The 17,930-nt window shown below is 70.3% G+C and carries 17 protein-coding genes and 1 pseudogene; 11 read left to right on the top strand and 7 right to left on the bottom strand.

Annotated elements, in window-relative coordinates:
- Together ACFYRX_RS04720 and ACFYRX_RS04715 are read right to left on the bottom strand one after the other, a co-directional pair.
- Positions 1–432 (bottom strand): hypothetical protein, encoded by a 432-nt coding sequence (locus ACFYRX_RS04720; protein WP_389096586.1) that lies wholly within the window; start codon positions 430–432, stop codon positions 1–3.
- Positions 433–513: 81 nt separating this feature from the next.
- A pseudogene (locus tag ACFYRX_RS04715) lies at positions 514–654 on the bottom strand (LysR family transcriptional regulator); the annotation flags it as partial.
- A gap of 170 nt (positions 655–824) precedes the next feature.
- On the opposite strand from ACFYRX_RS04715, the gene kstD reads away from it, so the two are divergent.
- Positions 825–2,555, top strand: a complete 1,731-nt coding sequence (gene kstD, locus ACFYRX_RS04710) for a 3-oxosteroid 1-dehydrogenase (protein WP_389096584.1) — start codon at positions 825–827, stop codon at positions 2,553–2,555.
- Here the strand turns inward: kstD and ACFYRX_RS04705 are convergent.
- From ACFYRX_RS04705 to ACFYRX_RS04695, 3 genes are read right to left on the bottom strand one after another with little or no spacing between them, the layout of a single operon-like run.
- The gene (locus tag ACFYRX_RS04705) at positions 2,552–3,205 is read right to left on the bottom strand and encodes a class I SAM-dependent methyltransferase (RefSeq protein ID WP_389096582.1); all 654 of its coding nucleotides are present in this window, start codon (positions 3,203–3,205) and stop codon (positions 2,552–2,554) included. The two genes, kstD and ACFYRX_RS04705, sit on opposite strands and share 4 nt — an antisense overlap.
- A 31-nt stretch (positions 3,206–3,236) precedes the next feature.
- Positions 3,237–3,533 (bottom strand): AzlD domain-containing protein, encoded by a 297-nt coding sequence (locus ACFYRX_RS04700; RefSeq protein ID WP_389096934.1) that lies wholly within the window; start codon positions 3,531–3,533, stop codon positions 3,237–3,239.
- Positions 3,534–3,547: 14 nt separating this feature from the next.
- Positions 3,548–4,216, bottom strand: a complete 669-nt coding sequence (locus tag ACFYRX_RS04695; protein ID WP_389096580.1) for an AzlC family ABC transporter permease — start codon at positions 4,214–4,216, stop codon at positions 3,548–3,550.
- A gap of 68 nt (positions 4,217–4,284) precedes the next feature.
- Between ACFYRX_RS04695 and ACFYRX_RS04690 the strand changes: the two genes are divergently transcribed.
- Entirely contained in the window at positions 4,285–4,836 is a 552-nt protein-coding gene (locus ACFYRX_RS04690; protein WP_389096578.1) for a helix-turn-helix domain-containing protein, read from the top strand.
- Positions 4,837–4,936: 100 nt separating this feature from the next.
- Here the strand turns inward: ACFYRX_RS04690 and ACFYRX_RS04685 are convergent, their stop codons facing one another.
- A complete protein-coding gene (locus tag ACFYRX_RS04685; protein WP_003998944.1) occupies positions 4,937–5,140 on the bottom strand; it encodes a cold-shock protein in 204 nt (67 codons plus the stop codon).
- 471 nt (positions 5,141–5,611) lie between these two features.
- On the opposite strand from ACFYRX_RS04685, the gene ACFYRX_RS04680 reads away from it, so the two are divergent.
- From ACFYRX_RS04680 to ACFYRX_RS04655, 6 genes are all read left to right on the top strand, one after another.
- On the top strand, positions 5,612–7,243 hold the full coding sequence (locus ACFYRX_RS04680; protein WP_389096576.1) for an IS200/IS605 family accessory protein TnpB-related protein: 1,632 nt from the start codon (positions 5,612–5,614) through the stop codon (positions 7,241–7,243).
- Positions 7,244–7,263: 20 nt separating this feature from the next.
- Positions 7,264–8,112, top strand: coding sequence for a menaquinone biosynthetic enzyme MqnA/MqnD family protein (locus tag ACFYRX_RS04675; protein ID WP_389096574.1), 849 nt, complete (start codon positions 7,264–7,266; stop codon positions 8,110–8,112).
- Positions 8,113–8,142: 30 nt separating this feature from the next.
- Positions 8,143–9,945, top strand: coding sequence for a serine/threonine-protein kinase (locus ACFYRX_RS04670; protein ID WP_389096572.1), 1,803 nt, complete (start codon positions 8,143–8,145; stop codon positions 9,943–9,945).
- A gap of 74 nt (positions 9,946–10,019) precedes the next feature.
- Positions 10,020–10,742 (top strand): prepilin peptidase, encoded by a 723-nt coding sequence (locus tag ACFYRX_RS04665; RefSeq protein WP_389096570.1) that lies wholly within the window; start codon positions 10,020–10,022, stop codon positions 10,740–10,742.
- Positions 10,743–10,812: 70 nt separating this feature from the next.
- The gene (gene mqnC / locus ACFYRX_RS04660; protein WP_389096568.1) at positions 10,813–12,027 is read left to right on the top strand and encodes a cyclic dehypoxanthinyl futalosine synthase; all 1,215 of its coding nucleotides are present in this window, start codon (positions 10,813–10,815) and stop codon (positions 12,025–12,027) included.
- Between the two features lie 7 nt (positions 12,028–12,034).
- Positions 12,035–12,625, top strand: a complete 591-nt coding sequence (locus ACFYRX_RS04655; RefSeq protein ID WP_389096566.1) for a hypothetical protein — start codon at positions 12,035–12,037, stop codon at positions 12,623–12,625.
- An 11-nt stretch (positions 12,626–12,636) separates the two neighbouring features.
- Here the strand turns inward: ACFYRX_RS04655 and ACFYRX_RS04650 are convergent, their stop codons facing one another.
- On the bottom strand, positions 12,637–13,665 hold the full coding sequence (locus ACFYRX_RS04650; protein ID WP_389096564.1) for a chitinase: 1,029 nt from the start codon (positions 13,663–13,665) through the stop codon (positions 12,637–12,639).
- A 305-nt stretch (positions 13,666–13,970) separates the two neighbouring features.
- Between ACFYRX_RS04650 and ACFYRX_RS04645 the strand changes: the two genes are divergently transcribed.
- Genes ACFYRX_RS04645 through ACFYRX_RS04635 form a run of 3 tightly spaced genes read left to right on the top strand, consistent with a single transcriptional unit; the run spans position 13,971 to position 17,925 of the window.
- On the top strand, positions 13,971–14,330 hold the full coding sequence (locus ACFYRX_RS04645) for a hypothetical protein (protein ID WP_389096562.1): 360 nt from the start codon (positions 13,971–13,973) through the stop codon (positions 14,328–14,330).
- A gap of 14 nt (positions 14,331–14,344) precedes the next feature.
- Positions 14,345–16,627, top strand: a complete 2,283-nt coding sequence (locus ACFYRX_RS04640) for a bifunctional polysaccharide deacetylase/glycosyltransferase family 2 protein (RefSeq protein WP_389096561.1) — start codon at positions 14,345–14,347, stop codon at positions 16,625–16,627.
- Positions 16,624–17,925: an acyltransferase gene (locus ACFYRX_RS04635; RefSeq protein ID WP_389096559.1), complete on the top strand. Its 1,302-nt coding sequence runs from the start codon at positions 16,624–16,626 to the stop codon at positions 17,923–17,925. The genes ACFYRX_RS04640 and ACFYRX_RS04635 overlap by 4 nt, the downstream gene beginning before the upstream one ends.
- Positions 17,926–17,930: the final 5 nt, after the last annotated feature.

Raw genomic sequence — 17,930 nt, 5'->3', positions numbered from 1 at the left:
CTAACCGTCCGTGTGCCGTCGGATGTACGCGTCGATTAGGGCGCGGCGCTCGGCGTCGGACGCCCGGTCCAGCTCGATCGTGTCGCCGTCGATGGTCACGGACACCCGGTGCCGGACGGCCGACCGGCCGAGCCAGTCGCGCACGGTGTCGATGAGCGTCGGGAACACCCCGCCCGCCGCGCTCAGTGCGACGACGATCGCCCCGATCGTCACCGCGTCACCGGCCTTGGCCCGGTCGGGGACCGGAGCGGCGGGGCCGTGGCCGATCGACTCGATGTCGAGGCCGCTGATCTCGGCGCGCAGTCTGCGGGCCGCGCGTTCGGCCTGCTCGGGATCGAGCTCGGGATCGGGGATGACGATCAGTTCCACTGTCGTGATGCCGTCCGCCGCGCTCTCTTTGTGGCCGGTTCTCGTCGAAGTGTCGTCGCCCATGTTTCCCCCGCCGGCGAATCGTCGCGAATTGCTGCCTTCACATTGTGGGGCCGGACGGTTGTGCACGGCGGTGGTTCGGGACTACCGGCGGCAGCTTTCCACCACCGTGTCCGCGAACGCCCGCGCGAACGGCGAAAGTGCGTCGCATCGGCGTACCGCCCAGCCGACGGCGAGGGGGCGCAGGGCGGGGACGGGAACCAGTCGCAGGTCACCCCGGTTCGGCCGGCAGCGGCGCCGTGTCCCCGTCGGCCACGCCGGTGTCGGAGGTGAGCTGCACCCAGCCGACCCGCCTGGCGGGACACCCTCGCCGTCCTCCACACCTCTTGACTTCTCAAGACCCCCGCGCGACGTTCCGGACCCTTCGTCCATACCAACCGCAGGGGGACCCGACCATGAGTGTGACCCGAAGACACCTGCTGGCGAGCGGTGCCGGACTGGCCGTCGCCGCCGGTGTCCAACAGGGCGCCAGTGCCGCCGACTTGCCACTGCTCGGGACGTACGACGTCGTCGTCATCGGTTCCGGCGCCGCAGGGATGACCGCCGCGCTCACCGCGGCCAAGCAGGGGCTCAGCACTGTGGTGCTGGAGAAGGCGCCCACCTTCGGCGGGTCCGCCGCCCGTTCCGGTGCCGGGATCTGGATTCCGAACAACCCCGTCATCCTCGCCGCCGGCGTCCCGGACACCCCCGCCAAGGCGGCCGCCTACCTCGCCGCCGTCGTCGGACCGGGCGTCCCCGCCGCCCGCCGGCAGGCGTTCCTCGCGCATGGGCCCGCGATGATCTCCTTCGTCCTGGCCAACAGCCCGCTGCGCTTCCGCTGGATGGAGGGGTACAGCGACTACTACCCCGAGCTGTCCGGCGGTCTTCCCAACGGCCGCTCCATCGAACCGGACCAGCTCGACGGCAACATCCTCGGCGCCGAACTCGCCCACCTGAACCCGCCGTACCTCGAAGTCCCCGCAGGGCTCGTCGTGTTCAGCACCGACTACAAGTGGCTCGCCCTGTCCGCGGTGAGCGTCAAGGGCGCCGCCGTCGCCGCCGAGTGCCTGGCGCGCGGCACGAAGGCGGCCCTGCTCGGGCAGAAGCCGCTCACCATGGGGCAGTCGCTCGCGGCAGGGCTGCGCAAGGGACTCCTGGACGCCGGAGTGCCCGTCCGGCTCAACACCCCGCTCACCGAGCTCTACGTCGAGAACGGCGCCGTCGCCGGCGCGGTGACCCCGGGCGGCCTCTACCGGGCGCGGCGAGGTGTCATCGTCGGCTCCGGCGGGTTCGAGCACAACGCGGCGATGCGGGCCCAGTACCAGCGGCAGCCCATCGGCACGGAGTGGACCGTCGGCGCGAAGGAGAACACCGGCGACGGCATCCGGGCGGGCCAACGGGTCGGTGGCGACCTGGCGTTGATGGACGACGCATGGTGGGGCCCGGCCGTACCGCTGCCCGGCGAACCGTACTTCTGCCTCGCCGAACGCACCCTCCCCGGCGGGCTCATCGTCAACGCGGCCGGCCGGCGCTTCGTCAACGAGGCCGGCCCCTACAGCGATGTCGTCCACACCATGTACGACCGCAATCCGACCGACCCCGACATCCCGTCCTGGCTGATCGTCGACCAGAACTACCGCAACCGGTACCTCTTCAAGGACATCGCGCCGACCTTCGTGTTCCCCGACGAGTGGTACAGCTCGGGAGCGGCCCACAAGGCGTGGACCGTCGACGCCCTCGCCACCTCCATCGGCGTCCCCGCCGCTGCCCTCCGCGCCACCGTCGACCGCTTCAACTCCCTCGCGCAGAAGGGCGACGACACGGACTTCGGGCGCGGCGACAGCGCCTACGACCACTACTACACGGACCCGTCCGTCCTGCCGAACTCCTGTCTCGCCCCGCTCTGGCTGCCTCCCTACTACGCCCTGCGGATCGTCCCCGGCGACCTGGGAACCAAGGGCGGACTGGTGACCGACGCCCGCGCCCGCGTCCTGCGGCCCGACGGTTCCGTCATCCCCGGCCTGTACGCCGCCGGGAACGCCAGCGCCGCCGTGATGGGCCACAGCTACGCGGGCGCCGGCTCGACGATCGGCCCGGCGATGACGTTCGGGTACGTCGCGGCACGGGACATCGCCGGGGTTCTCTAGTCGGAAACGGCCTGGTCCCGGCGGACGATCAGAGCGGCCTGCTGGGTCGTCTCGTTGGGGTGGGGTTCGCGCACGGTGTGGACGACCGGCGCGAACCCGGCGGCCGCCAGCAGCTCGGCGATCCACTCGGGTCGCCTGCGCAAGAAGGTCAGCGCCACCGGGTGACCCCAGGGACGGTCGTGGTGCCGGTGCTCGTCGCCCACCTGGAAGGCGATGAGCAGATGGCCGCCGGGAGCGAGGACGCGATGGAACTCGGCGAAGAGGCGGGGGAGTTCGTCCACTGGGGTGTGGATGGAGGAGTACCAGGACACCGCCCCCGCGAGCGAACCGTCGGCCAGGTCCAGCTCCAGCATGGACCCCCGCTCGAACCGCAGCCCCGGGTTCTCCCGCCGCGCGATCGCCAGCATCGACTCCGACAGGTCGAGCCCGAAGACGGACAGCCCGAGGGAGGCGAGGTGCGCGGTGACCCGCCCCGGCCCGCAGCCCAGGTCCGCCACCGCCCCGCCCTCGCCCACGAGTTCGGCGAATCCGGCGAACACCGCCCGGTCCAGCGGCTTGCCGGCGATCTCGTCGGGGAAGAGCTCGGCGTAGTCCTCGGCGATGGCGTCGTAGAAGGTGCGGGTGGCGGTCACGAAGTCGGCTGTGGTCATGGCCGGGGACCCTAGCGGCCCCCACTGACACTCACGTGACCCCGGCCACCCGCAGTACCGCCGTCGTCGCGGCCGCCCCCAGCACCACCACCACGAACGGTGCCCGCCGCCACGCCAGCACCCCTCCCACCAGCACCCCGGCCGGCCGAGCCCACCCCGCGAAGCCGCCGCCCTCCGTCAGCGCACCCGTCGCCAGCAGCGCCACCAGCAGCACCACGGCCCCGGCGGACAGCAACTCCTGGACACGCGGCGACAGTTCGACCCGGCCGTGCAGCGCGGGCCCGACCAGCCGGAAGGCGTACGTCCCCACCGCCAGCGCCAGGATCATGGCGACCGTCGCGTTCACGCCGGCCTCCTGTCGCGGTGGAGGGCGAGCCCGGCCAGTGCCACCAGCACCGGCACCCCCGCCGGGACGGCCGGCGTCACCGCGAGCGCCAGTCCGGCGCCGAGCAGCGCGGACCGGCGTACCGCGGGAGAGTCGCGCAGGGCGGGCAGCACCAGGGCGGCGAGCACGGCGGGGAAGGCCGCGTCCAGCCCGTAGGTGCCGGTGTCGCCCAGCGCGCCCCCGGCGAGGGCCCCGGCCAGGACGCCGAGGTTCCAGACGGCGAACAGGCCGACCCCGGAGACCCAGAACGCGGCCCGGCGTCGTGCCGGATCCGGCTGGGCCAGAGCGAAGGCCACCGTCTCGTCGGTGACCAGGTGCGCCCCGAGGAGACGGGCGAGGCGGCCCTGGCCGAGGATGTCGGCGACGGCGAGGCTGAAGGCCGCCGTACGGGTGTTGAGCAGCAGACCGGTGGCCGCCGCGGCGACCGGACCGCCCCCGGCCAGCAGGACCCCGACCGCGCTGAACTGGGCGGAGCCCGCGTAGACGACCAGGGACATCACCACCGGCACCCACACCGGTAGGCCGCCGGTCACGGCGATCGCGCCGAAGGAGACACCCACGACCCCGCTCGCGAGCCAGACGAGCGCGCTGTCACGGACCAAGGCTGTTCGCTCTGCCGTACGCATGTTCACTACAGTGGACGGTAGGAATCGTGTTCGTCAAGGCGAACGATCGTACCGATGGAGCGAACAGCATGCCCGAACGCCCCCTGGACTGGATCGCCGCCTCCCTGCGCCGCGAACGCACCCGCGCCGGGCTCTCCCTCTCCGAGCTGGCCAAGCGGGCCGGAATCGCGAAGTCCACGCTGTCCCAGCTGGAGGCGGCGAACGGGAACCCGAGCGTGGAGACGCTGTGGGCGCTGGGGGTGGCGCTCGGGGTGCCGTTCAGCGCGCTGGTGGAACCGCCGACGCCGTCCGTGCGGGTGATCAGGGCGGGGCAGGGGCCGAGCGTGGCCTCCGAGAAGGCGGAGTACGCGGCCACCCTGCTGTCCGCGAGCCCGCCGGGGGCGCGGCGGGACATCTACCACCTGCGAGCGGAACCGGGGGCCGCACGGGAGTCGGAGCCGCACATTCCGGGTTCGGTGGAGCATCTGATCGTGAGCACGGGGCGGGTGAAGGCCGGGCCGGCGGGGGAGACGGTGGAGCTGGCCCCCGGGGACTACATGACCTATCGCGGGGATGTGCCGCACTCGTACGAGGCGCTGGCCCCCGGGACGACGTTCGTGCTGGTCATGCAACACATGTAGGCGTGGGCGAAAAGGCAGGAGCCCCGCTGCCGTGCGGCGCGGGGCTCCTTGGGTACTGCATCAGGTCCGGATCAGAGGCAGCATCGCCTGTGAGACGGGATCAGACGGGGGTGACGTTCTCCGCCTGCGGGCCCTTCGGCCCCTGGGTCACGTCGAAGGAGACTGCCTGGTTCTCCTCCAGCGAGCGGAAGCCGCTCGCGTTGATCGCGGAGTAGTGGACGAAGACGTCGGGTCCTCCGCCCTCCTGGGCGATGAAGCCAAAGCCCTTTTCGGCGTTGAACCACTTCACGGTTCCCGTAGCCATAAGCCCTCCTTGGGCCCAAAAGGGTTGCCCTGCTCCAGAACCTGCAAGTGTGAAAACAGTGCCGCACAACTGCATTCGTCTGAAAACGACTAGAGCCCGCGGTTACATGCTCCGCAGGCTCTGTACTGCAAGGGAAACCAAACTGCAACTTGCGGCGAGCCTAGCACGCAGGCACCCGAATGCAATAGAGGTCAAGATCACGTCACCCGGATGTTTGAAGATCGGGGAGGGGGCAGCCTCGGGGCCGAAGTTTGGAGCGTACCCCAACGGTTTGGAGCTGCTGCCGCTGGAGTGTGTTCGAGAGCGTTCTGGTGCGCGGGAGTGAGTGCTGCTGGTCTCGGGCGTGTCGTGGACCTCGGCCGTGGAGGCGGTTCGAGAGAGGAACTGACGTTCTTGCATCGAATGCGTGACCTTTACGGATGGTGTTCGTTTCCCATGGTGACGGGATCATCGGATGGGTTCGGGTGGGGGGTGGGTGAGCTGCGGAGCATCGCGGCGCCGTTCGTCGCGTCCGGTCCCAGCGGTGTGGCCGTCCGGGCTCGCCTCAAGCAGCTGACGCCGGGCGATGAGAAGGTGCTGTCTCTGGTGGGTGGGCATCTGGGGTCGCTGGCTTCGAAGGACCTCAAGGCACGCTGCCGGGACGGCACGGAGCATTGCGGCAACACGTGGGCGGGGCGTAAGCGGGAGCTGACGCCGCTGTCGTCGTCGCGGTGGGCCGGGTCGATCACCAAGGCCACGCACGACCAGTGGGCGCTGGCCCACCGCTGCCAGACGGCGCACGTGCAGAACCTGGAAGCCGGTATCCGCACTCTCACGCACCGGCTGTCCCAGCCGATCGGGCAGAAAGGCGCCAGGGGAGCGCCGGGGGGTTACCGCTCTCAGCGGGAGTGGCATGCGAAGTCACGGCGGCTGCGGGTGCTGGAAGACCGGTTGGCGGCCGCACGGGCCGACCGTGAGGCCGGGATCGTGCACGTCGTGCGCGGCGGCAAACACCTGGCCCGCACCCGGCACCACCTGGACGAGGCCGGGCTGACGGAGTCCGGGTGGCGTGGGCGGTGGGAGGCGGAGCGCTGGTTCTGCCAGGCCGACGGTGAGTCCGGCAAGCGGTACGGCAACGAGACGATCCGTATCAGCCCCGACGGCGAGGTGAGTATCAAACTTCCCGCGCCGCTCGCGCATCTGGCGAACGCCCCGCACGGCCGGTACGTCCTGGCCTGCCGGATCACGTTCGCGCACCGGGGTAGCGAGTGGGCGGATCGCGTCGCGGCGAACCGGGCGGTCGCCTACCGCATCCACCTCGATACCGGCCGGGGCCGCTGGTACGTGACCGCGGCCTGGCAGATCCCGCCCACCCTCACCCTCCGCATCGAAACCGCGCTGGCCCACGGCGTGATCGGCGTCGACATGAACGCCGACCACCTGGCCGCCTGGCGCCTCGATATCCACGGCAACCCCATCGGCGTCCCGCGCCGCTTCTTCTACGACCTGACCGGCACCGCCGAGCACCGCGACGCCCAAGTCCGCCACGCTCTGACCCGTCTCCTGCACTGGGCCCGTACGTGCGGGGTGAAGGCGATCGCGGTCGAGGATCTGGACTTCGGTGCGGACAAGACCCGGGAGAAGCATGGCCGCAGGAAACGTTTCCGGCAGCTGATCTCCGGCATGCCCACCGGGAAACTGCGTGCCCGGCTGGCCTCGATGGCGGATCAGACCGCAATCGCGGTCATCGCTGTCGATCCGGCCTACACCAGCCGGTGGGGCGCCCAGCACTGGCAGAAACCCCTCACCAGCACAACCCGTAAGACGACTCGCCACGAGGCTGCTGCCGTGGCGATCGGAAGGCGCGCCCAGGGACATCCGATCCGGCGACGGACGGCACCGCCCCCACACGACCGGAGTGATCGTGCGGGGCATCGGACCGTCCAGGCCGGACCAGGTGTTCCTGGGCGTGAGGGAACCCGCCCCCGCATTCCCGGACCACGGACACGATCCGTCGGCGCCGGACGCGGAGCGAACGCGGGCAACCAGAACGCCCAACACCGTCCGGGGCGTTCGGCTGAGCATGAGTCCTGGCAACAGGACCCACTTCCGCTCAGTCCCTAGGAACGGTCTAGTGTCGCGATGTGGACAATTCTCGCACCCGGCCGCGTGTCGGCCACATCCAGTTCCTGAACTGCCTGCCCCTGTACTGGGGGCTCGCGAGGACGGGCACGCTCCTCGACTTCGAGCTCACGAAGGACACCCCGGAGAAGCTCAGCGAGAAGCTGGTGCAGGGAGACCTCGACATCGGGCCCATCACCCTCGTCGAGTTCCTCAAGCACGCGGACGACCTGGTCGCCTTCCCCGACATCGCCGTCGGCTGCGACGGCCCGGTCATGTCCTGCGTCATCGTCTCGCAGGTCCCGCTGGACGAGCTGGACGGCGCAAGGGTGGCCCTCGGGTCGACCTCGCGCACCTCGGTCCGCCTCGCCCAGCTCCTCCTCGCCGACCGGTACGGCGTGCAGCCCGACTACTACACCTGCCCGCCCGACCTGAGCCTGATGATGCAGGAGGCGGAGGCGGCCGTACTCATCGGGGACGCGGCCCTGCGGGCGAACCTCCTCGACGGCCCGCGCTTCGGCCTTGAGGTGCACGACCTCGGCTCGCTCTGGAAGGAGTGGACGGGACTGCCGTTCGTCTTCGCGGTGTGGGCGGCCCGGCGGGAGTACCTGGAGCGCGAACCGGTGATCACCCGGCGCGTCCACGAGGCCTTCCTCTCCTCCCGCAACCTCTCCCTGGAGGAGGTCGGCAAGGTCGCCGAGCAGGCGGCCCGCTGGGAGGCCTTCGACGAGAAGGTCCTGGAGAAGTACTTCACGACGCTGGACTTCCGCTTCGGAGAGCCCCAGCTGGCCGCCGTCACCGAGTTCGCCCGGCGGGTCGGGCCGACGACGGGTTTCCCGGGGGACGTGAAGGTGGAACTGCTTCGGCCCTAACCTGCATCCGAACCTTATGGGGGAGGCAGCATGCAGCCGCTCGGCGTCGACGAGCCCACCGCCGTGGGGCCCTACCGGCTGCTCGGCCGGCTGGGTTCCGGTGGCATGGGCCGGGTCTACCTCGGCCGCAGCGCCGGGGGCCGCACGGTCGCCGTCAAGATCGTGCACCCGCACTTCGCGCTCGACGAGGAGTTCCGCGCCCGCTTCCGGCGCGAGGTCGACGCGGCGCGCAGGGTCGGCGGGGCGTGGACCGCGCCGGTCCTCGACGCGGACCCGGAGGCGGCGGTGCCCTGGGTCGCCACGGGCTACGCGGCGGGCCCTTCGCTGGCTTCGGCGGTCGCGGACGGGGGACCGCTGCCCGAGCATTCCGTACGGGTCCTGGGAGCCGGCCTCGCCGAGGCGCTGACGGCCGTGCACGAACTGGGGCTCGTCCACCGGGACGTGAAGCCCTCCAACGTCCTGCTCACCGTCGACGGCCCCCTCCTCATCGACTTCGGCATCGCCCGCGCCACGGACGGCACCGCGTCCCTCACGTCGACCGGCGTCTCCATCGGCTCACCCGGCTACATGTCCCCCGAGCAGATCCTCAGCCGGGGTGTGTCGGGCGCGGCGGACGTCTTCTCCCTGGGCGCGGTGCTGGCGTTCGCGGCGACGGGAGTGCCGCCCTTCCCGGGGGACTCCTCGGCCTCCCTCCTCTACAAGGTGGTGCACGAGGAGCCCGAACTCGGCTCGTTGAGCGGTGACTTGAGGGAGGTCGTGGCGGAGTGCCTGGTCAAGTCGGCGCCGGACCGGCCGACTCCGGCGGAGGTGGCCCGGCGGCTGGCCCCGGAAGGAGCGGCCCGGCTGGTGGCGGCGGGGTGGCTGCCGGGGGCACTGGTCGAGCAGGTGGGACGCAGTGCCGTACAGCTGCTTAATCTCGAGGCGGTGGGGGAGCAGCCGTCGGGTCCGGTGGGGTTCAGCAGCCCTTCGGTGGGCGGGGGTTCGGCGGGATCGCCGGATTCGGTCGGGTCGTCGGGTCCGGTGGGCGCGTTCGGCGCGTTCGGGCCGCCGCCCGTGATGCCGGTGACACCGGGGGCGTCCACCGACGGGTCCTTCGTGCCCGAACCCCGGGACGCGGCGCCGCGGGAAGGCGCGGCGCACGGGACGGTCGTCCCCTCCGACCGGCGCCCCGATCCCGGGAAGCTCTCCGTCTCCGTGGCCGCCACCTCCACGTCCGGTGACAACGGCCGGGGCCGTCGGCTGAGCTGCACCGTGGCGCTCGCCGTCGCGGGGGCGCTGGCCGCGGTGACCGTGGGGTCGGTGTTCGTGTTCGATCTGCTGCCGGGGCAGGGGGACGACGACTCGGCGAGTTCCCAGCCCGGCAACGACTCCTACTCCTCGGAGCCGAGCGCCTCGTCCACGGCCTCCTCGCCCCCGGATTCCTCCCCTTCGGCGCCCGTCCCGTCGGCCGTCCCGTCGAGTGGGGCGGCGAGCGGACCGGCCGCGGTCCCCGCCCGCTATCTCGGCACCTGGGAGGGCGAGGGCACCGGCCTCGACGGCGCCGTCCCCATGGGAACCTTCCGGATCACCGTCGAACAGGTCGCTGTCGGCAAGGAGTTGGGCAGACTGCGGCAGACCGATGTGATCGGCGCGGTCTGCACCGACATCCTCACGCTGAAGAAGGTCACGGACACCGAGCTCGTCACCACGGCCGTCGGCGCCGAGGACAACCACGCGGGCTGCAACCCCACCGCCCACACCGTCCGCCTCACCGCGGTCGGCGACGACCTGAAGTACACGTCGGAGAGCCAGGCGGAGGGGTATCCCGAGGCACGGATGTCGAAGGTGGGGTAGCGGGGCGACCTGCGCAGAGCTGTGGCTGGGTACGCTCTCGGCATGCCGCGACCCCGACGCCGTACCGCGCACTCGTGACCGCTCTGCTCGTCGCCCTGGCCGCGTTGTGGGGCGCGGCAGCGGGGCTGTTCCTGCCGCGGCCCGCCTACCGCTTCTCCGTGCCGTCGGACGAGGAGTGGCGCGGGCGATGCCCGGAGGGACACGCCGTCCGGGGCTGGCTGGGGCGCTCGCGGTGCGCGGAGTGCGCCACGGCGTACGGCCCCCGCACCCCCCTCGTCTCCCTCGCCACCGCCCTCCTGTGCGCGGTGCTCGCCCTCGCCACGGACACCCGGCCCGAACTCGCCGTCTGGCTGCTGCTCACCCCCGTCGGCGTCCTGCTCGCCCTCGTCGACCTGCGGGTGCGCCGGTTGCCGGACGTGCTGACGCTGCCCCTCGCGGGGGCCGCGCTCGCCCTGCTCGGGGCGGTCGCCCTGGTCCCCGAGCACACGGGGGACTGGCCGAGGGCGCTATGGGGCGCGCTCGCGCTCGGCGGCTTCTACTACGTGCTGTGGCGGGTGAACCCCGGCGGCATGGGCTTCGGCGACGTGAAACTGGCCCTCGGTGCGGGGGCGGTCCTCGGGTGGTACGGCTGGGACACCGTGCTGCTGGGGACCTTCGCCGGGTTCCTGCTCGGCGCGCTCTACGGCGGTGCCCTCGTCCTCGCGGGGAAGGCGGGGCGCAGGACGGCGATCCCGTTCGGGCCGTTCCTGATCGCGGGGGCGTACGCGGGGCTGCTGATCGGCGCGTACACGGCCTGACGGCGGGGCTGTCGGAGCGCTGGCGTAGGCTGGCGGGGTCCGCCCGAACCTTGACGAAAGGCACGCCCCGGTGACCGAGAAGGCCGACCTTACGTCTCTTGATGTGACAGCCGTCCTCGACCGTGCCGCCGAGGGCGGGCGCATCACGCCGGAGGAGGCGCTCGCCCTCTACCGCGACGCCCCGCTGCACGCACTGGGCGCCGCCGCCGACGCCGTGCGCCGCCGCCGGTACGCGGGTACGGAGCACATCGCGACGTACATCATCGAGCGGAACATCAACTACACGAACGTGTGCGTCACGGCGTGCAAGTTCTGCGCCTTCTACGCCGCTCCCAAGGACACCGCCAAGGGCTGGACCCGCGAACTCGACGACATTCTGCGCCGGTGCGCGGAGACCGTCGAACTCGGCGGCACGCAGATCATGTTCCAGGGCGGCCACCACCCGGACTTCGGCGTCGAGTACTACGAGCAGCACTTCTCCGCCATCAAGAAGGACTTCCCCCAGCTGGTGATCCACTCGCTGGGCGCGTCCGAGGTCGAGCACATGGCGAGGATCTCGAAGGTCTCGGTCGAGGAGGCCATCCAGCGCATTCACGCCGCCGGGCTCGACTCCTTCGCAGGCGCCGGCGCGGAGCTCCTTCCCGCGCGCCCCCGCAAGGCCATCGCGCCCCTCAAGGAGTCCGGCGAGCGCTGGCTGGAGATCATGGAGACCGCGCACAACCTGGGTGTGGAGTCCACCTCCACCATGCTGATGGGCACCGGCGAGACCAACGCCGAGCGCATCGAGCACCTGCGGATGATCCGTGACGTACAGGACCGCACGGGCGGCTTCCGCGCGTTCATCCCGTACACCTACCAACCGGAGAACAACCACCTGAAGGGCCGCACCCAGGCCACGCTCTTCGAGTACCTCCGGATGATCGCGATCGCCCGTCTCTTCATGGACAACATCGCCCACATCCAGGGCTCCTGGCTGACCACCGGCAAGGAGGTCGGCCAACTCTCCCTGCACTACGGCGCGGACGACCTCGGCTCGATCATGCTGGAGGAGAACGTCGTCTCCAGCGCGGGCGCCAAGCACCGCTCCAACCGCATGGAGATCATCGACCTCATCCGCAAGGCGGACCGGGTCCCGGCCCAGCGGACCACGACGTACGAGCACATCGTCGTCCACGACGACCCGGCGAACGACCCCGTCGACGAGCGGGTCATGTCCCACATCTCCTCCACGGCGATCGCGGGTGGCACGGCCCACCCCGAGCTGAAGATCCTCGCCTCCAACTAGGCCCGCCTTGACCACCCTTCACGCCGCCGACCTGCTGATCCCGGGAGGCGGACAGCCGTCGCTGCCCGGCGGGGCGGTCCTGGTCGAGGGGCGCGAGATCGCGGCCGTGGCGGTGTACGAGGAGCTGGCGGCCGCCCACCCGACCGCAAGGGTCCGGCGCTGGCCGGGAGTTCTCACGCCGGGGCTGGTGAACCCGTACGGCCCCGAACTCCTGGAACAGGCCTACCACCCCGACCCGCGCGAGGACCTGGGCGGCGAGCCGATCTCGGGCGAGGCGTTGGCGTCCCTCGGTATGACGGACGCGCGGTGGGGCGCGAGTGCCCGGCGGGGTGTACAGCGGATGCTGGCGCACGGGTGCGTGGCGGTGGCGGGTGCGCTGTGGCGGCCCACGGTGATCGACGCCGTATACCGGTCGGGCCTCACGATCGAGCAGCGGTACACGGATCCGGCGGGCCCGCCTTCACTTGCCGCCCCGGGGTCCTTCCTGGGTGCTCTGCTGCCCCGGGCCGAGGCGACGTTCGCGGTCTTCGAAACCGCGGAGAGGACAGCCTGCGTGGCCACGGTGATCAAGGGCCGCTTGGTGCACCGGCGTAAGTAGGTGTCCGGAACTCAACCCGAGAACGCCTCCCCGAACGCCCCCGCCGACTGGGAAACCCCGCTGCAGTCGGTCAACGCGTCATCCTCGTCCGAGTTCCCCGACTCGCACTGCTGATCGCGGAACGTCGACCACATCGAAACCCACGCCACCTCCTTCGATTCCGCGAACGCCCGCACCTGCGCCGCGTCGGACAACGTGAACGACTCCCCGGCCACGTCGTTCGTCCCGATCATCGAGGTGAGCGCCAGGGCCCGCCACGCAGTGGCGTCCGACGTGCCGAAGACCGATTTCAGCTGGGCCTGCGTCGCTTTCGCCGAGGTGATCGCGTAGTCGCCCATGTCCCCGTCGTACGACTCCCCGTAGTTCATCGTCATGATGTTGACGGTCGACACCTGAACCGATTTGTCGTTCGCGGACTCCAGCAGTGCCACGCTGTCGTCGTCGAGCCCGGAGGGCATCACGGGCAGCGTGAACGAGACGGTCAGGTCGGCGCGTTCCTTCTGCAGCAGCGCGATCGCCTTCGACCGCAGATCCACCGAATCGGAGTCGGTGAGCGTGTCCCCCTCGATGTCGAAGTCGGCGAGCGAGGAACCGGCCGCGTCCAGAGCGGTGCCGTACGCCGCCGCCAGTTTCGCCGCACTGGTGCACGTCTCGGCCAGTTCCTTGCCCGAAGCCCCGCCGAAGGAGACCCGGACCTGCGCGCCGTCCTCCTTCAGCGCGCTGATACGGGACCTGACGGAGGAGTCGCCGATGGCGTCCGAGTCGTTCCACTTCGGTGTGCAGGCACTGCCGTCGGCGATCACGAACGCCAGGTTGTACACCGAGGGAGAGCCCGCCGAGTCGTTGCCGGAGGCGTCGGTGGCACTGACGTAGGGCGCGTACGAGGTGCTGGACGACGCCTCCTGCGAGGCGGCCGGCGACGCCTGACCGGAAGGACTCGCGCCGCTTCGCCGTTCGGGCTCGGACTTCGCGGAACACCCCGTGGTGGCCAGGGCAAACAGACAAGTGAGCCCGATGATCGGCCTCAGGAAACGCCGCATTGCTCATGCACCAGCTCTCGTGATGTTCGTCTCAGGACGGAAACATGGCCTCATTCAAAGGGAGAACGTCTCATACGGAGCCGGTGTTCAAAGCGACAGTCGATGCACAGGCACTCCATGGGAGGCATTTCGCGAATCCGGCCAACCAGACGAACCGAATCGTGCATTCGGCCCACTTCCCTCCATGATGACCTGCGCAGCTGTTCGTGGAATTTCTCAGGTGAATGACAGGTTAAGGCGTTTCTCATACGCCTCTCACAAGAAGAAGGACTTCGGTCACATAAAGACTCCTTAACGTCTGGGGAATGCATTCCGAGCCTGCCATCGAAAGCCGCGCAGACATGCGTGGTCGCCGCCGCAAACGCGGTAACGAGTCCGCCGACGGCCCCGTGTTCGTCGACAACTCCGGGCGCCGCTCAAGGACGCTGCGCCGGATCGGCCTTCTCCTCGGCGTCCTGTCCCTCGGCTACGCCGTCGTGCTGGGCCTGGCCTTCATGGGCATCGGCGTGCCCACCACGACGCTGGTGCCCTTCGGCAACGGCGGGCCCCGCGGGTCCTTGGACTCCGGCCCCGGCGGCATCCGGCCGCAGGGCGGGATCGGCAACCCGCCGGCCCTGCCCACCGATGCCGCCCCGACCCCGACCGCCTCCGCGGCCTCCAACTGACCGAAGGCCACCTCATGTCCACGACGACGTCCTCACGCGGCCGCCGACGCGCCCCCACCCGCATGGAGCGGGCCGCGGGCAAGGCCGCGGCGCTGCAGAAACCGCGGGTCATCCTCGCCCTGCTGCTCCTGCTCGGGCTGACCAGCGTCATGCTGCTCGACGGCTATCTGCGCGCCGAGGTCGGCGGCGACCAGCGCGTGCGCGACGGGGCCAGCGGCAGCAACGTCCCCGACAAGATCCTCAACGGCGGGCCGATCATCAGCTTCCGGAACGGCCAGGCCACCACGACCTCCGTCCCGGCCAAGACGATCGCGCTCACCTTCGACGACGGCCCGAACCCGACGTACACCCCCCAGGTCCTGAAGATCCTGGAGAAGTACGACGTCCCGGCCACCTTCTTCGTGGTGGGCTCGATGGTCTCGCGCTACCCGTCGATCGTGGCGGACATGGTCGACCAGGGGAACGAGGTGGGCATCCACACCTTCACCCACGTCGACCTCTCCTACCAGAGCGACGCCCGTATCCGGCGGGAGATGACCCAGACGCAGCTCGCCCTCGCGGGCGCGGCCGGCATCACCACCACGCTGTTCCGGGCGCCGTACTCCTCGGAGACGGACGCCATCGACAACTACAGCTGGCCCGTCTACGAGAGGCTCGGCGAGGAGGGCTACACCAGCGTCTTCGTCGACACCGACAGCGACGACTGGAAGAAGCCGGGCGTCTCGGACATCGTCAAGTGGGCCACCCCGTCCGGGACTTCGGGTGCCGCCGTGCTGATGCACGACGCCGGCGGCAACCGCGACCAGACCATGAAGGCGCTGCCCGAGTACATCGAGAAGATGAAGGCGAAGGGCTACACCTTCACCACCGTCAGCGGGGTCATCGAGGCGCAGAACGCCGCCGCTCGGGCGGCACAGCAGGCGAACGCCCCGGCCGGCGCCACGGGCGGGCAGCTCCGGGGCGTGAACCCGAACGGCACCGACCGCCTCCAGGCCGCGCACCGCGAGGCCACCGGGACGACCCTCTACGAGGGCAAGGCACTCGTCGCCGCCGTCGCCGTGGCCGAGTGGACGGTGCCCGTGCTGTCGGTCGGGCTCATCATCGTGGGCGTGGCCGTCATGGGGCGGTTCGGGATGATGCTGATCCTCGCCCGCCGCCACTACGGACAGCGCAACAAACGCCGCTTCAGCTGGGGGCCGACGGTCACCCGGCCGGTGACGGTGATCGTCCCGGCGTACAACGAGAAGGAGTGCATCGCCAACACCCTGGAGTCGTTGGCGAAGAGCACCCACCCGATCGAGATCATCGTCGTCGACGACGGCTCCACCGACGGCACCTCCGAGATCTCACGCGAGGCGGCCAGGGCCCTCGGCATGACGAACGTCCGGGTCATCCGCCAGGAGAACGCGGGCAAGCCGGCCGCCCTCAACAACGGTGTCCGTAGCGCCAGTCACGACATCGTCGTGATGATGGACGGCGACACCGTCTTCGAGCCGGACACCGTACGGCAGCTCGTGCAGCCCTTCGCCGACCCCGAGGTCGGCGCGGTCGCCGGCAACGCCAAGGTCGGCAACCGCGACACGGTCATCGGGGCCTGGCAGCACATCGAGTACGTGATGGGCTTCAACCTCGACCGCCGGATGTACGACCTGCTGCGCTGCATGCCCACCATCCCGGGCGCGATCGGCGCGTTCCGCCGCGAGGCGGTCCTCCAGGTCGGCGGCATGAGCGAGGACACCCTCGCCGAGGACACCGACATCACCATCGCGATGCACCGCCAGGGCTGGCGGGTCGTCTACCAGGAGCACGCGCGCGCGTGGACCGAGGCGCCGGGCTCCCTGAAGCAGCTGTGGTCGCAGCGCTACCGGTGGTCGTACGGCACCATGCAGGCGCTGTGGAAGCACCGCAAGTCCCTTACCGACAAGGGCCCTTCGGGACGCTTCGGCCGGGTCGGCATGCCGCTTGTGGTGATCTTCCAGATCGTCACGCCGGTCTTCGCCCCGCTGATCGACGTGTTCACCGCCTACTCGATGATCTTCGTCGACTTCCAGGCGGCGCTGTACGCGTGGCTGGCCGTCCTGGGCGTCCAACTCGTGTGTGCGGCGTACGCGTTCAGGCTGGACAAGGAGAAGTACCGCTATCTGCTGATGATGCCGCTCCAGCAGCTGGCCTACCGCCAGATGATGTACCTCGTCCTCATCCACTCCTGCATCACCGCCCTCACCGGCGGCCGGCTGCGCTGGCAGAAACTGAAGCGGACCGGCGAGGTCGGCACTCCGGCGGGGGTCGGCCGATGAGCTGGGAGCAGGGGTACCAGCAACAGGGGTACCAGCAGCAGGGGTACGGCCAGGAGTACGGGTACTCGGGGTACGTAGAGCAGCCGTATGTGCAACATCCCTATGTGCAGCAGCCGTATCCGCAGACGTACGTCGACCCGACGTCCCCCTTGCCGGTGGTGGAGCCGGAGCCGGAGCCGGAGCCACCGGTTCCTGTGGTCCCCGCCGACGCCGAGGCGGAGGAGGAGAAGCCTCCGTCTCGGCCCCCGGGACGTGACCGCTACTTCGACACCCTGAGGGCCGTCGCCCTGATCCGGGTCGTCACCTATCACACCTTCGGGTGGGCCTGGGCCGGCATGGTCTTCCCCTCCATGGGGATCATGTTCGGCCTGGCCGGCTCGCTGATGGCGAAGTCCCTGGAACGCCCGGCGCTCACGGTGGTGAGGAGCCGGATGCGCAGGCTGCTGCCGCCGTTCTGGTTCTGGGGCGTCTTCGTGGTCCTCGCGATGCTGGTCCACGACTGGATGCCGGACTGGAGAATCGTCTTCTGGGTCGTGCCGCTCGGCGACCCGCCGGGCAACCAGTGGGGCGTGCAGGCCTGGGAGATCCTCTGGTACCTGCGCACCTACCTGTGGTTCGTGCTGCTCTCCCCGCTCCTGCTGAGGGTGTTCCGGTCGGCCCCGGTGCCGGTCCTGCTGCTGTCCCTGGCCCCGATCGTGGTCCTCCAGTTCCTCTGGGAGCCGCCGGACAACCGTCTCGGCAGCGCGCTGACCGACCTCGCCACCTTCCTGTTCTGCTGGATCCTCGGCTTCGCCCACCGCGACCGGGTCCTGGAGCGGCTGAAGCCGGCGGCGGTCGTCGCGCTCTCCCTCGCCGCGATCGGGTACGGCGGCTGGTACGCCTTCACGCACCAGGCCGAGACCGGCTCGTACGACCTCGACGACATCCCCCTCGCGCAGGCCTTCTGGTCCGCCGGGTACGTGATGCTGCTGATGTGGGCCAAGTCGTCCTTCGGGATCGACTTCGCGTGGCTGACCCGCTTGCGGCGGACCGACCGTCTCGTCACGGTCTTCAACTCCCGCGCGGTGACGATCTACCTGTGGCACGAGATCGCGCTGATCCTCGCCGTGCCGCTGATCGACCAGTTCTGGAACGTGCCCGCGTTCGAGAAGTGGCTGCCGCTGGAGAGCCAGTGGTTCATGTTCGGCATCGGGTGGATCCTGATCGCCGTGTTCGTGCTGGTGTGCGGGTGGGTGGAGGACGTGGCCGGGAAGAAGAAGCCGCAGCTGCTGCCGGGAGGGCGTCGGGCCTCTTCGTGAGGGCG

It is taken from the genome of Streptomyces sp. NPDC005374, assembly GCF_042872225.1.
In the GTDB taxonomy this organism is placed as follows: Bacteria; Actinomycetota; Actinomycetes; order Streptomycetales; family Streptomycetaceae; genus Streptomyces.
The sequence above is the reverse complement of the archived record's forward strand: the minus strand, read 5'-3'. Positions and strand labels throughout refer to the sequence as shown.

What these genes read in the sequence shown, in the direction of transcription:
- ACFYRX_RS04720 (WP_389096586.1), bottom strand. Translation starts at nt 432, where the DNA reads ATGGGCGACGACACTTCGACGAGAACCGGCCACAAAGAGAGCGCGGCG.
- kstD (WP_389096584.1), top strand. Translation starts at nt 825, where the DNA reads ATGAGTGTGACCCGAAGACACCTGCTGGCGAGCGGTGCCGGACTGGCC.
- ACFYRX_RS04705 (WP_389096582.1), bottom strand. Translation starts at nt 3,205, where the DNA reads ATGACCACAGCCGACTTCGTGACCGCCACCCGCACCTTCTACGACGCC.
- ACFYRX_RS04700 (WP_389096934.1), bottom strand. Translation starts at nt 3,533, where the DNA reads ATGATCCTGGCGCTGGCGGTGGGGACGTACGCCTTCCGGCTGGTCGGG.
- ACFYRX_RS04695 (WP_389096580.1), bottom strand. Translation starts at nt 4,216, where the DNA reads ATGCGTACGGCAGAGCGAACAGCCTTGGTCCGTGACAGCGCGCTCGTC.
- ACFYRX_RS04690 (WP_389096578.1), top strand. Translation starts at nt 4,285, where the DNA reads ATGCCCGAACGCCCCCTGGACTGGATCGCCGCCTCCCTGCGCCGCGAA.
- ACFYRX_RS04685 (WP_003998944.1), bottom strand. Translation starts at nt 5,140, where the DNA reads ATGGCTACGGGAACCGTGAAGTGGTTCAACGCCGAAAAGGGCTTTGGC.
- ACFYRX_RS04670 (WP_389096572.1), top strand. Translation starts at nt 8,143, where the DNA reads ATGCAGCCGCTCGGCGTCGACGAGCCCACCGCCGTGGGGCCCTACCGG.
- ACFYRX_RS04650 (WP_389096564.1), bottom strand. Translation starts at nt 13,665, where the DNA reads ATGCGGCGTTTCCTGAGGCCGATCATCGGGCTCACTTGTCTGTTTGCC.
- ACFYRX_RS04645 (WP_389096562.1), top strand. Translation starts at nt 13,971, where the DNA reads ATGCATTCCGAGCCTGCCATCGAAAGCCGCGCAGACATGCGTGGTCGC.
- ACFYRX_RS04640 (WP_389096561.1), top strand. Translation starts at nt 14,345, where the DNA reads ATGTCCACGACGACGTCCTCACGCGGCCGCCGACGCGCCCCCACCCGC.
- ACFYRX_RS04635 (WP_389096559.1), top strand. Translation starts at nt 16,624, where the DNA reads ATGAGCTGGGAGCAGGGGTACCAGCAACAGGGGTACCAGCAGCAGGGG.